We start from the raw sequence: 12,634 nt of genomic DNA, 5'->3' as shown, positions 1-12,634 counted from the left end.
GAGAAGATTGTGAACAAGAGGAGATTGGGAAATCGCAACGCCCGACGTGCTCGGGCGGGCGATTCGCCAACAGGTCGGGCGCGCGTCACATCCCCTTGGGCGCGAAGATCCCCGGCGCGTTACGCCAGTAACCCTTGTAGTCCATGCCGAAACCGAAGACATAGCGGTCGACGACTTCCAGGCCACAATAGTCGGCCTTGAGATCGGGCGATGCCTTGCGGTCGTGACGCTTGTCGACCAGCACCGCTGTCGAAATGCTCGCCGCGCCAGCTTGCCGACAGTAATCCAGGATCGCCGCCAGTGTCGCGCCCTCGTCGAGGATGTCGTCGACGATCACCACGTGACGACCGGCCATGGGCACTTCCGGTGACACCCGCCAGAACAACTCGCCGCCTCGCATCCCGCCGCGATAGCGCGTGGCGTGGAGATAATCGACTTCCAGAGGAAACCCGAGCCGCGTCAGCAAATGCCCGGTGGTGATCAGACCACCGTTCATGACGCAGTAGAAAACCGGCAGCTTGTCTCCCAGTTCGCGCGTGATATCGGCCGCCATGCGGTCCAGCGCTCGCTCGACCTGAGCCTGATCGATCAGACAGTCCGCACTGTCCATGACTTCCTGCATCGAGCTCAGGGCGTCGATCGGTGGGGATTGAGTCATCGTTTACGATTCACCATGCAATGAGCGGCGGCAGACCATCGAGCGCTGCCGCCGAAGAACGAGAAACGGTGCACGTCATTCGGATTCGCTGAGCGCTTCCAGACGTACGTGGGTACGCCGCCACCGGGAGATGGCGGCCAGCGATTCGAGGCTGGGACGCGCGCGCGCATAGCGCAGCTTGGCGATGCGCTGGGCCTGCCGGCCTTCGCAGGCGGCAACGACCTCGCGCGCCGCATCGGGCGCGTTGCAGATCACGGCCATGTCGCAACCGGCGCTCCAGGCGGCCTCGGCCCGCTCGCTGGGCGATCCGGCGGCATGCGCCGCGGCCATGGTCAAATCATCCGAGAAGATGGCGCCCTTGAAACCCAGCTCCTCCCGCAGCATGCCGAGCCAGCTGGGCGAGAACCCGGCCGGCCGATCATCGAAGGCCGAATAGATGACATGCGCCGGCATGATGCCATCCAGCTTGCCGGCCAGCCGGGTGAAAGGAATCAGATCGTGCTCGCGCAGCTCCGCCAGCGAGCGCGGATCTTCCGCAACATCGAAGTGGGAATCCTGGCGCACCCCGCCATGGCCGGGAAAATGCTTGCCGATCGCCACCATTCCCGCCTCGTGAAGCCCTTCGATGAACGCGCCAGCCAAGGCCGTCACTACCTCGGGATCCGGCGAAAAACTCCGCGAACCGATGGCCGGCGACTGGTCGTCGTCGAGATCCAGAACCGGGGCAAAGGTCACATCGAAGCCGCAAGCCGCCATCTCCATACCCAGCAGCCAGCCAGTATCCTGCGTCAGCGTCAGCGCCGCTTCGGGAGACTCGGCGAATTGCCGCCCCAGCGTGGCCATGGACGGAATTTGTGTCACTCCTTCCTTCAATCGCTGTACCCGGCCACCTTCCTGATCGATGGCAACCAGGATATCGGGACGACATTCGCGGATCTGGCCGATCAGCCGTTGGGTAGTGGCAACGTCCGGTGCATTTCGAGCAAACAACAGTACGCCGCCGACCTCTGCACGAGAGATCAACTGCCGCTCTTCATCACGTAGCCGAGTGCCTTCGACATCCAGCATGACCGGACCGAGAGGTTGAGTCATAGCAAACACCTGAGACCATTGAGCGCCCGATTCTAGACGACACGGGGGATGCATGACAGAGGCAGCCCGCTACTGGGGCCCATTGGCCTACTCGGCGGCCGAACCGAGCTTCTCCAGCGACTCGGGTAGCGGTGCCTGCATGCCGGCAACCACCACGGGACGGAGATGCCGGATCAGTTCCCGTACCGACATGTGCTCCTGATACTCGCTGTCGGCGATATCCCGCAAGGCATCCAGGCCGGACAAGGTAAAGACCACGGTGCCCAGCATGAAATGCAGGCGCCAGAACCTTTCGGCATCGGGGAGGTCCGGCGTTGCCAGACGCAGGCACTCCACGAAGCGACGAAAGGTTTCGCCATAATGCTCCTGGATATAGCGCCGCAGATGGCCCTGCGCCTGCGCATATGCCAGACCCAGAAGCTTCATGAACACCTTGAGACTGTTGCGCTCGGCGGGCACCTCCAGAACCGTGATAGCGAGCTGCTCGAGCAGCACTTCCAGCGGTACCTGCTTGCCCTGATAGCGGGCCTCCAGCTCGTCGAGCGCCGCGTTCAAGCGTTCGGAGAACGGATCGAGATAGCGGGCAAACACCGCCTGGATGAGAGACTTCTTGGATCCGAAATGGTAATTCACCGCGGCCAGATTGACCTTGGCCCGCGTAGTGATGTTGCGCAGCGAGGTTTCGGCGAAACCCTTCTCGGCAAAAAGGACCTCCGCCGTATCGAGAATACGCGTAACGGTATCGGGTTGGGCCATGTCATACCTCGCGCCAGAGAACGGCAACCAAAGAACAACAACTTAGAACGATTACGATTCTAATCATTCCGCGACAAGAGGCACAATCCAGCATTTGGTCGGGCCCAAGTCGCAACGCCGACGACTCGAGCGCCGAAGGACTTCCCTCACCGGCAATGACTGGATACAATTCCAGGCTGTATACATGAACACGCCTGATCGACGATCACAATGATGGCACAGGCCCGGGAGAAACCAATGGCGAGACCGCTCACCGCACGGCAGCAAAACGTCTATGACTTCATCGTCAAGACGATGAGCGAATTCGGCTACCCCCCGACGCGGGCCGAAATCGCTCGGGCCCTGGGCTTTCGCTCTCCCAACGCTGCAGAGGAACACCTGCGGGCGCTGGACCGAAAAGGCGTCATCCGCATGATCCCCGGAACGTCCCGCGGCATCCGGCTGCCGGCCAATGGCAACGAGACCGAGCCCGCGGAGTCCCAGCCCCAGTCTCCCGGCTTGCCGATCATCGGGAGCGTCGCGGCCGGCAGCCCGATTCTCGCCACCGAGCATATCGATCGCTACTGTCCATTGCCGGCCGACTACTTTTCGCCGAGTGCCGACTACCTTCTCCGCGTACGCGGTCTCTCGATGAAGGATGCCGGCATCTTCGACGGCGACCTGCTTGCCGTGCACCGCACCCAGCAGATACGCGACGGCCAGATCGTCGTCGCCCGGATAGACGACGACGTCACCGTCAAACGCTTCCAGCGCGAAGGCAATCGCGTCACGTTGAGCGCCGAGAATGCCGACTTCGCGCCGATCGTAGTCGATCTCGAACACCAGCACCTGGAAATCGAGGGGTTGGGGGTCGGCGTCATCCGCGGCGGCAACGGCTCCGGCCTGCATTGAGGCGCGGGCCTCCGGTTTCATGCGCAAGATTCTGCATGCCGACTGCGACTGCTTCTATGCTGCCGTGGAGATGCGTGACAATCCTGCCCTGAGAGATATCCCCCTGGCGATCGGCGGTAGCGCCAATCGTCGTGGTGTCGTCGCCACCTGCAACTATCCGGCCAGGAAGTACGGCATACACTCCGCGATGCCCACGGCACGGGCGGTACGTCTCTGCCCTCAACTGAAAGTGCTATCGCCGGACTTCAACAAGTATCGCGAAGTCTCGCGACAGATTCAGGCCATCTTCCACGAGCTGACGCCGCTGGTCGAGCCGCTCTCTCTCGACGAAGCCTATCTCGACGTCACGGCGGTCACGCAGTTCCAGGGCAGCGCTACCTGGATGGCCCGCTGGCTCAAGGAAGAGGCACTCGCACGAACGGGAATCGTCGTGTCGGTCGGCGCCGCGCCCAACAAGTTTCTCGCCAAGATCGCCAGTGACTGGGACAAGCCCGATGGCCTGTTCGTGATCCCGCCGGAGGAAACGGAGTCTTTCATCACCGATCTCCCCGTCAAGAAGCTTCACGGTGTCGGCCCGGCGACGGCCGCCAAACTCGATGCCATGGGAATCGCCAATTGCCACGACCTGCGAACCCAGCCGCTGGACCGGCTACTGGATCAGTTCGGCAAGTTCGGCCAGAGGCTATATGAGCTGGCCCACGGCATCGACGAGCGGCCGGTCAACGTCTCCCGCGAACGCAAATCGGTCAGTGTCGAGACTACCTACGACCACGATCTTCCCGGTCTCGTCGACTGTCACCAGGCACTGGAGCCTCTAATCGAGAAGCTCCACGACCGCCTGGCACGGCACGGCGACCCGGCCATTGCCAAGCAGTTCGTCAAGATTCGTTTCAATGACTTTGCCAGCACGACGCAGGAAACAGGCGCTCGCGGTATCGTCCACGCACGGTTCCATGAACTGCTGAAGAGCGCCTGGCGTCGGGGAGAGCGGCCGGTTCGGTTGCTGGGCGTCGGGGTACGTCTGATGCCGGAACCGGACCAGCGCCAGCTCGGGCTGTTCGACGACACCGATCCCGGCTCGGTGTCGCCATGAGCCTCAAGCAATAGGCATCACGAGAACACTACGGTCTTGTTGCCGTGGATCAGCACCCGATCCTGCAGGTGCCAGCGCAGCCCCCGCGAGAGCACCGACTTCTCCACGTCACGCCCCAGGCGCACCAGATCCTGCGGCGTGTGGCAGTGCGATACGCGCTGGATGTCCTGTTCGATGATCGGCCCTGCATCGAGCTCTTCGGTGACATAGTGGCAGGTCGCGCCGATCAGCTTGACGCCACGATCGAACGCCTGATGGTAGGGCTTGGCGCCAGCGAACGACGGTAGAAAGCTGTGGTGGATATTGATCACACGCCCGGCGTAGCGCTGGCAGATATCCGGCGGCAGGATCTGCATGTAGCGGGCAAGGACCACGCTATCGGCTTCGGCCTCCTCGATCAGACGTTCGGTCCGGGCGAAGGCGGGACCCTTGTCCCGAGGATCGACCGGCACGTGATGGAACGGGATACCGTGCCACGCCGCCAGCGGCCGCAGATCCTCGTGATTGGAGATCACGCAAGGAATGTCACAGTCTAGCTCTCCGGCCGACCAGCGGTAGAGTAGATCGACCAGGCAGTGAGACTCCCGCGACACCATGATCACCACCCGCGGGCGGCGGGCAGAATCGCTCAGCCGCCAGTCCATCTCGAACTCATCTGCAATCGGCGCGAACGAAGCCCGGAAAGCATCCGCGCTCAGGGCGTTGGACTGGATATCGTAACGCATGAAAAAGCGCCCCGTATCCAGGTCGGAATGCTGGTTGGCTTCGACGATCGAGCCGTTCTGGGCAGCGATGAAGCCCGACACGCGCGAAACGATGCCCACGCGATCGGGACAGGAAACGATCAAACGGTAATTGTGCGACATGGCTCTCGGAACTATTTTTTAACTCGAAAAGACGCTTTGACTCGAAAAGACGCTTTGACTCGAAAAGACGCTTTGACTCGAAAACATGCCCTGGTTCGGAAACGCCCTGGAGCCCTGTTCAGCACAACGGATAGGGCTCGGCGCGCCCCGGCACGGCCTGCCACGTCAGCGAGAGCGGCATTGTACCCCAATGCCGAGCGTCGGCCAGCGCCGCGATGGGTTTGAGCGGGTCGAGACGCATGACTTATAGTGAAGCCAGATTTCACCCTTTAAGGATGCCGATGTTTCGTCCGCGCGCGCAGATCCGCCCCCGCACTTACCCACCACTGCTGTTCCACCCTCTGGGTGGCTGCGGTGAGATCGGCATGAATCTGTCGCTCTATGGTTACGAAAACGACTGGATAGCCGTCGACTGCGGCATGATGATTCGTCAGGATCTGCCGGATCAGCCTTTGCAGATTCCCGATGTCGAGCATCTGGCAACCCAGGCGATGGTGCCCTCTGCCGTCTACATCACCCACGGCCACGAAGACCACCTTGGCGCCCTCGCCTGGATCTGGCCACGCTGGAACTGCCCCGTCTACGCCACCCCGCTGGCCCTCGAGCTGCTGCGAGCCAAGTTCATCGAACAGGGGCTCAAGACCGACGCGCTCAAGCCTATCCAGCCCGGCGCCAGCGTGACGACCGGCCCTTTCGAGGTCACCTTTTTGCCGGTGACGCATTCGATACCGGAAAGCTGCGCCCTCTCGATCATCACGCCGCGCCATCGCATTCTGCATACCGGCGACTGGAAGCAGGACCAGCGCCCGCTCATCGGCCCGCCGCTATCCGCCGCCCAATTCCAGGCGCTGGCTCCGGTGGACCTGGTGGTGGCGGATTCCACCAACGCCGATGTGGAAGGCCACTCGCGCAGCGAAGCGGAAGCCGCAAGCGCGCTGGAGGCGGTCATCCGCAACTGTCGCGGTCGTGTCATCGTCAGCTGCTTCGCCAGCAATATCGCCCGGATCAAGGCGCTGGGCGGCATTGCGGAACGCAGCGGGCGGCGAGTGGCACTGCTGGGCCGTTCGATGGAACGCATGGTGTCGATTGCCCTGCAACTCGGGTATCTGGATGACTTCCCGTCCCGAGTGCCGGCGAACGATCTCGGCTACCTCCTTCCCGAGGAAGTCCTGATCATCGCCACCGGAAGTCAGGGCGAGCCCCGTTCGGCATTGTCACGCATGGCCCAGGGCAGGCACCCCGCCCTGGACCTGCAACCGGGCGATGACGTCATCTTCTCGGCCCGGGCCATTCCGGGCAACGAGCGCCCCATCGAACGGCTCAAGGCCGGCTTCAAAAGGCTCGGCGTCAACGTGCACGACGAACATACCGATCCTGCCCTTCACGCCTCGGGACATCCGGCGCGAGAAGAGCTGCGTCAGCTCTACCGCTGGATACAGCCAAAACTGCTGCTGCCGGTGCATGGAGAAGCCTCGCACCAGGAAGCCCATCGCGAACTGGCGTCCGAGCTCGGCATTGAAGTCCCCCAACTGGTCAAGAACGGCGCCGTGCTTGCCCTGGAAGCGGAAACGTTGGTACCCAGAGCTCAGCACCACCTACGACCGCAACTGATTGCCTCGCGCGCCCGTCCCGGTGAGCGCATGCATCCGGTTTCCGCTCGTCAGCACGCGCATTCGCTGTCGATTGCAATGAACGTGCTACCGACCGCGACGGGCTGGACTCGAATCGGCCGGCTGATGTGGGATAGCGAAATATCGCTACCCCTGGACGAGGACGCCCTGGCTGACTGGCTCGATGAGCGCGTAGATTCGATCAAGGCGGATACGCTGCTGCAACTGCGGCAACAGCTCTTCGGCCCGCTGCGTGACTGGCTACAGGACCACCTTCCCGTTCTCCCGGAAATTCACCTTCAATTAATGCCGGTCGACCCTCAGCCGGAGTATGAAGTGCGCACGGCATCCTCACGCTAGCGCCTGCTGCCGTGAAAGCGGCGTAAACCTGGTTTGATATATCGCACGAACACAAGCGTATTTCGAAATAGCCAGGTCAGGTGCCTAGAGAAAGAAGTTTGGCCGGCACCTCGGATGTGCTTAAACAGAAAAGCGCGCCTGCTTTACAGCAGACGCGCTTTATATAAAACGAACATTAGAGACCCGATAGAGTCACTCAGTCGGCAGCTACGTCGCGTGCGACCATACAGGCAACACCACGCGACATGGCATCACGCGCGGAATCAGCCCTTGCTGGCATTCTTGGGCGGACGACCCCGGCGTTTGCGCGGCTGCTCACCGACAAGATCATCCATAGACAATCCGGCATTGTTCATCGCCTCGCGGATCTCAGCCAACTTCTTTTGCTTGTCGGCTTCCTCTCGCAGGCGTTGATGATCTTCCTGCTGCTTCTGTTCGATCACTTCCCCGATGACTTCGGACAGCTTGTGCAACTGCTCCATGCTCAGTTGACGCGCTGCAGCTCGAGCAACGTTCTTGTTGCGAGCAATGCGTTCCAGTGATTCGGTGGACATCGTCCTCTCCTTGCTAGATTCCGATACGGCATTACACCGACTGTTTTGATAAAAGTATATTCTTACTGCCCTTTTTGGCAAGAAATTAAATCAGAAAAGCACGCGTTATTCGCGTGCCTTTTGTCGAGAAAATGTTTTGGGGGGGGCAGGGAGAAAAGTGCATTAACCGCCGGTCATATTCATGAAGCGGACAACTTGTACGTCACCATCAGTCGAGAAGTGATGGCGCTCCGGCTTCAAATCCATGGCTGCGATAATCTGATCCTTCAAGGGTTCCAGCTCTCCCGGATAACGGCGCAAGGTGTCACGCAGATCCACCGAATGCTCGTTGCCCAGGCAGAGCAGCAATCGGCCTTCGACCGTCACGCGAACCCGATTGCAGGTACTGCAGAAGTTATGACTATGAGGCGAGATGAAACCCACCCGGCTGTCACTGTCGGGCATCCGGAAGTAACGCGAGGGCCCCAATGTCGTTTCCGGCGACGGAATCAGAGCGTGGCGAGACTCGATCGATGTCTGAACGTCGTCGCTGGAATAGAAAGTCTCGCCACGGGAATGATCCGATACATCACCCAGCGGCATTTCCTCGATGAAACTGATATCCAGTTGCTCTTCGCGGGCGAAGTCCACCAGATCGAGAATCTCGTCATCATTGCGACCGCGCAATATGACCGCATTGAGCTTGATACGCTCGAAGCCGGCATCCTGCGCCGCATGAATGCCGTCGATGACCTTGGCCAAATCTCCCGTTCGCGTCAGCCGCTTGAAACGTTCCGGATCCAGCGAATCCAGGCTGACGTTGAGACGAGTCATGCCACCTTCACGCAACGCCCGGGCGTGACGACGAAGCCCGGCACCATTGGTCGTCATGGCGAAGTCTTTCAACCCCGGCAGCGCGCCGATATCCGTTACCAGATCATCGATCCCCTTGCGCACCAGAGGCTCGCCGCCGGTCAGGCGAATCTTTTCCACGCCCAGCTCCGTGAAGGCTCTCGCCACCTGCGACAGCTCTTCCAGCGACAGAACCTCTGCGCGAGGTAGGAAGGTCATCTCTTCGCTCATGCAGTAGACGCAGCGAAAATCGCACCGATCCGTCACCGAGATCCGGACATAACGAACCTGACGCGAGAACTTGTCTATCAAAACGGTCATGAATGCTCCCAGCGACTCGCGGCTTCGCGGTCGCTTTGCCGTTCGGACACCCAGTAAGAGCCGTTATCGGTATGCTCCTTTTTCCAGAAAGGGGCCCGTGTTTTCAGATAATCCATGATGAAATCGCACGCCTCGAACGCCGCGCGGCGGTGCGCACTGGCAGTCATGACCAGAACGATAGCATCCCCGGGTGCGAGACGCCCGACCCGATGAATGATGGTAACGCCCTGCAGTGGCCAACGTTGCCCGGCTTCGATGCCGATCTCATGCAGCGCCTTCTCCGTCATTCCGGGAAAATGCTCCAGCGTCAGTGCAGTGACATCAGGTCGTTCGTTGAAATCCCTGACCCACCCGGTAAAGCTGACGATGGCACCGATATCGGAACGCCCTTCCGTCAGACGCTCTTGTTCCACCCTGGTGTCAAAAGCGTCTTCCTGTACGTTGATGGCAATCTTCATGACGGCTCCTTCTCGTTCAACCGCCGGTAACCGGAGGAAAGAACGCGATTTCGTCACCAGGCGAAACCGTGGCTCCGACCTGGCTCATGGCTTCGTTGCGCGCGCACAGGACACGTTGATTCAGCAACGCCTTGTACTTCGGATCCTGATTGATCAATGCCAGCTTGACACCGGCGATGTCATGGGAAGGAAGCCGGGCCCACGCCAGAAAGCACTCGGCGGTCTCGAATCGTTCGCGTAGCTCCGCCAGAAACTGAATCTTCACTCCGCTCGTCGGCGATATCGCCTCTGACTTTCCCGCTTCCGGCGACGAGTCATTGTCAGACGCCACCGCCGCCTCGGGCATCGGCTCCCGCGACCAGTTCCCCGAACGTCCGCCGCGCTTTTCTTCCAGACGTACGCCGTCGATGGTCATGCCCTTGTCGACTGCCTTGCACATATCATAGAGCGTCAGGCACGCCACCGAGACCGCCGTCAGCGCTTCCATCTCGACGCCAGTGCGCCCATTGAGCCGACAGAATGCCTCGACATGAACGCAGTTCTCGGCCGCATCCAGCGTAAATTCGATGGTGACCTTCGACAGTGCCAAGGCGTGACAGAGCGGTATCAGTTCATGGGTCCGCTTGGCCGCCTGGATGCCGGCGATTCTCGCCGTGGCCAGAACATCGCCCTTAGGCAACCCGCCCTCGGACAACAGCGCCAGGGTCGCTGCCTGCATATGAACGCTGCCACGCGCCCGTGCCTCCCGCCGCGTCTCCTGCTTGTCGGCGACATCGACCATGTGCGCTTCACCACGCGCGTTGAGATGCGTGAGCGTCATGCTGAATTCGCCTCGCTTTCCAGTCATTGGATCAAACGTTGAGTGTAGTGTGGATGGCGTAACGACGCCTGTCATTCATCGGGCAAGATTCGGGGACATTCCAGGGTTTCAGCAATTTGCACCGCTGCCATTCAGCGCTTTGCGCTGCGCTGTCCCGCTGCCCAATCGACGATCCAGTCAAGAATGCCATCGAGATCATCCAGATCCAGATATGCCATCCCCGCCGGCAACCGATCGAGAATCTCGGAAGGCATCTCCTCCGGCTTGCAGGCCAGCGCCCGAACCCAGGGATCGGTGCCGGCAGCCAGCGGCCGGTCGTGGTCACCGCGATACAGCTCAAGCTTGGGGATAGGCCAGGTCTTGAAGCCCTCGACCAGAATCAACGCTGGCTTCAGGGCCGCAACCTGCGCTACCAACAGCGGCAGATCGGGCTCTTGTCGACCGGGCGTTTCCATCATCAGCGCAAAACGGCTGCCGGACGCCACCACCATCGGCGCGGCTCCCGCCTCGCGCAGACGATGGCTATCCTTGCCGGGCTTATCGACATCGAATTCGTGGTGGGCATGCTTGATGACGGCAGTCGGCCAGCCCCGTTCGCGCAGTCGCGGCAGCAAGGCTTCCAGCAGTGTCGTCTTGCCGGTGCCACTCCAGGCGGCGATACCCAGCAAGGGAATATCGCATTCGAGCCCTTCGACGCCGCTATCCATCATGGCTGCCCTGCGACGCGTTCACGTGAGCCTCGTGCTGCTCCGCCCAGGCATGCTGCTGCGGGGTGTTGAGATTGGCCAACCGTGCGCGGTGGGCCGAAAAGTCGACCTGGCACCAGCGATGCCGATCATACCAGGCGACGACCTTGCCGCCGCCCGCCTCCAGCCATTGCGACAGATCCTCTCGTAGCGAGCTGCGCACCAGCGCGATCAAGGGCTGCAGCCGCTCGCCATCATGCGCGACCGCGATATCCGCCTCGCCGATCCCGTTCGCAAGTCGGCTCAGCATGTCGGCCGGCAGCCAGGGCATGTCCACGGGCGCCAACAGAACCCAAGGCGTGGAAACCGTCTGCAGGGCACCCAGCACGCCGGTCAATGGGCCGGGATAGTCGGGCATCGGATCGGATACCACGGGGTAGCCCAGACGCCGATAGCGATCCACGTGACGGTTGGCACTGATGACGATCTGACCGACCTGAGGCGAGAGGCGCTGTAACGCATGCCCGACCAGCGGTCGGCCACCGAGGCTCAGCCAGCCCTTGTCGACGCCTCCCATGCGCTGCCCGCGCCCTCCCGCGAGCAGCACTCCCGTGACCTCGGCACGCTCGATCACCGCGTACCGAAGATCTTGTCGCCGGCGTCACCCAACCCAGGGACGATATAGCCGTTCTCGTCGAGACGCTCGTCGACGGACGCGGTGTAGATCTCGATATCGGGATACGCCTTCTGCACCCGCTCGATCCCTTCCGGAGCGGCGACCAGCACGATCACCTTGATCTGCTGACAGCCACGCTCCTTGAGCATGTCCAGCGTAGCCACCATCGATCCCCCGGTGGCCAGCATCGGGTCGATCACGATCGCCAGACGTTCGTCCAGGTCGCTCACGAACTTCTCGAAATAGGGAACCGGCTCCAGCGTCTCTTCGTTACGATAGAGCCCCACGACGCTGATACGCGCACTGGGAATGAGGTCGGTCACGCCATCGAGCATCCCCAGGCCGGCGCGCAGGATGGGAACGATGGTGACCTTCTTGCCCTTGATCTGTTCGACATCGATCGGAGAACCATTCCATCCCTCGATGGTCGCCGGTTCCACCTCCAGGTTCTGAGTCGCCTCGTAGGTCAGCAACTTCGCCACTTCGCAAGCCAGCTCACGGAAGCTCTTGGTGCTGATGTCGGCCGCCCGCATCAGTCCGAGCTTGTGTTTGACCAGGGGGTGGGAGATGGGATGCACACTCATGATGGCGCCTTCGTCTAAATGGAGGAAACGCCGGTATTGTACGCGACGAGCCGGGGGTCAGGCGACGCTGACAGGCAATTGCCAGTCGACGGGCGCCGCGCCGCGCTCCTGAAGAAAGGCGTTGGCTTGCGAGAAGTGGCGCGTGCCGAAGAAACCACGATGTGCCGACAGCGGCGAAGGGTGCGGGGCATGCAGCACCAGATGCTTGCCACGATCGACGAAGCTCGCCTTCTTCTGGGCGTAGCTGCCCCGTAACTATTCAGGTGGCTGCGGATGGCATGTCGCCAACCACCTGATTTTTTTGGCATAGTGTGCCTGATCCTTCGGCACGTCTATGCGGTGACATGACCATCAGCGATATCAACGTCGACGAGGCCC

Annotated in this window: 14 protein-coding genes and 1 pseudogene; 3 read left to right on the top strand and 12 right to left on the bottom strand. The window is 61.3% G+C overall.

The annotated features are described in order from the left end of the window. Window positions 1-85: 85 nt before the first annotated feature. The 3 genes from R3F72_RS12295 to R3F72_RS12285 all read right to left on the bottom strand — a co-directional run bounded on the left by R3F72_RS12295 (window position 86) and on the right by R3F72_RS12285 (window position 2,506). Window positions 86-658, bottom strand: a complete 573-nt coding sequence (locus R3F72_RS12295) for a hypoxanthine-guanine phosphoribosyltransferase (RefSeq protein ID WP_071230163.1) — start codon at window positions 656-658, stop codon at window positions 86-88. A gap of 75 nt (window positions 659-733) precedes the next feature. Next, window positions 734-1,750: a beta-N-acetylhexosaminidase gene (gene nagZ / locus R3F72_RS12290; RefSeq protein ID WP_087718816.1), complete on the bottom strand. Its 1,017-nt coding sequence runs from the start codon at window positions 1,748-1,750 to the stop codon at window positions 734-736. 87 nt (window positions 1,751-1,837) lie between these two features. Further along, window positions 1,838-2,506: a TetR/AcrR family transcriptional regulator gene (locus R3F72_RS12285; protein WP_087718815.1), complete on the bottom strand. Its 669-nt coding sequence runs from the start codon at window positions 2,504-2,506 to the stop codon at window positions 1,838-1,840. A 237-nt stretch (window positions 2,507-2,743) separates the two neighbouring features. Here R3F72_RS12285 and lexA point away from each other — a divergent pair, with 237 nt between their 5' ends. After that, window positions 2,744-3,397, top strand: a complete 654-nt coding sequence (gene lexA / locus R3F72_RS12280; protein WP_087718814.1) for a transcriptional repressor LexA — start codon at window positions 2,744-2,746, stop codon at window positions 3,395-3,397. A 19-nt stretch (window positions 3,398-3,416) separates the two neighbouring features. Then, window positions 3,417-4,490, top strand: coding sequence for a DNA polymerase IV (gene dinB, locus R3F72_RS12275; RefSeq protein WP_087718813.1), 1,074 nt, complete (start codon window positions 3,417-3,419; stop codon window positions 4,488-4,490). A 17-nt stretch (window positions 4,491-4,507) separates the two neighbouring features. Here dinB and purU read toward each other — a convergent pair whose 3' ends face one another. Beyond that, window positions 4,508-5,356: a formyltetrahydrofolate deformylase gene (gene purU / locus R3F72_RS12270; protein ID WP_087718812.1), complete on the bottom strand. Its 849-nt coding sequence runs from the start codon at window positions 5,354-5,356 to the stop codon at window positions 4,508-4,510. Window positions 5,357-5,637: 281 nt separating this feature from the next. On the opposite strand from purU, the gene R3F72_RS12265 reads away from it, so the two are divergent. Then, window positions 5,638-7,326, top strand: a complete 1,689-nt coding sequence (locus R3F72_RS12265; protein WP_256961184.1) for a ribonuclease J — start codon at window positions 5,638-5,640, stop codon at window positions 7,324-7,326. Between the two features lie 263 nt (window positions 7,327-7,589). Here R3F72_RS12265 and R3F72_RS12260 read toward each other — a convergent pair whose 3' ends face one another. The 8 genes and pseudogenes from R3F72_RS12260 to R3F72_RS12225 form a co-directional block, all read right to left on the bottom strand. Continuing rightward, window positions 7,590-7,880 carry an H-NS family histone-like protein gene (locus tag R3F72_RS12260; RefSeq protein ID WP_087718811.1) on the bottom strand — a complete coding sequence of 97 codons (291 nt, stop codon included), beginning with the start codon at window positions 7,878-7,880 and terminating at the stop codon, window positions 7,590-7,592. 162 nt (window positions 7,881-8,042) lie between these two features. Then, entirely contained in the window at window positions 8,043-9,032 is a 990-nt protein-coding gene (moaA, locus tag R3F72_RS12255; protein WP_087718810.1) for a GTP 3',8-cyclase MoaA, read from the bottom strand. Next, window positions 9,029-9,490 carry a molybdopterin synthase catalytic subunit MoaE gene (gene moaE / locus R3F72_RS12250; RefSeq protein ID WP_087718809.1) on the bottom strand — a complete coding sequence of 154 codons (462 nt, stop codon included), beginning with the start codon at window positions 9,488-9,490 and terminating at the stop codon, window positions 9,029-9,031. Before moaE ends, moaA begins: the two co-directional genes overlap by 4 nt. Before the next feature lie 16 nt (window positions 9,491-9,506). Continuing rightward, window positions 9,507-10,310, bottom strand: coding sequence for a cyclic pyranopterin monophosphate synthase MoaC (gene moaC, locus R3F72_RS12245; protein WP_303854915.1), 804 nt, complete (start codon window positions 10,308-10,310; stop codon window positions 9,507-9,509). A 131-nt stretch (window positions 10,311-10,441) separates the two neighbouring features. After that, on the bottom strand, window positions 10,442-11,017 hold the full coding sequence (gene mobB / locus R3F72_RS12240; RefSeq protein ID WP_303854917.1) for a molybdopterin-guanine dinucleotide biosynthesis protein B: 576 nt from the start codon (window positions 11,015-11,017) through the stop codon (window positions 10,442-10,444). Continuing rightward, on the bottom strand, window positions 11,010-11,630 hold the full coding sequence (gene mobA / locus R3F72_RS12235; RefSeq protein ID WP_087718806.1) for a molybdenum cofactor guanylyltransferase MobA: 621 nt from the start codon (window positions 11,628-11,630) through the stop codon (window positions 11,010-11,012). The genes mobB and mobA overlap by 8 nt, the downstream gene beginning before the upstream one ends. After that, window positions 11,627-12,256 carry a uracil phosphoribosyltransferase gene (gene upp / locus R3F72_RS12230; RefSeq protein WP_087718805.1) on the bottom strand — a complete coding sequence of 210 codons (630 nt, stop codon included), beginning with the start codon at window positions 12,254-12,256 and terminating at the stop codon, window positions 11,627-11,629. The genes mobA and upp overlap by 4 nt, the downstream gene beginning before the upstream one ends. A gap of 57 nt (window positions 12,257-12,313) precedes the next feature. Beyond that, window positions 12,314-12,511: pseudogene (locus R3F72_RS12225) on the bottom strand (uracil-DNA glycosylase); the annotation flags it as partial. Window positions 12,512-12,634: the final 123 nt, after the last annotated feature.

Source organism: Salinicola sp. 4072 (genome assembly GCF_036663415.1).
GTDB classification, from domain to species: Bacteria; Pseudomonadota; Gammaproteobacteria; order Pseudomonadales; family Halomonadaceae; genus Salinicola; species Salinicola salarius_A.
This window is presented reverse-complemented; position numbering and strand designations above follow the sequence as displayed.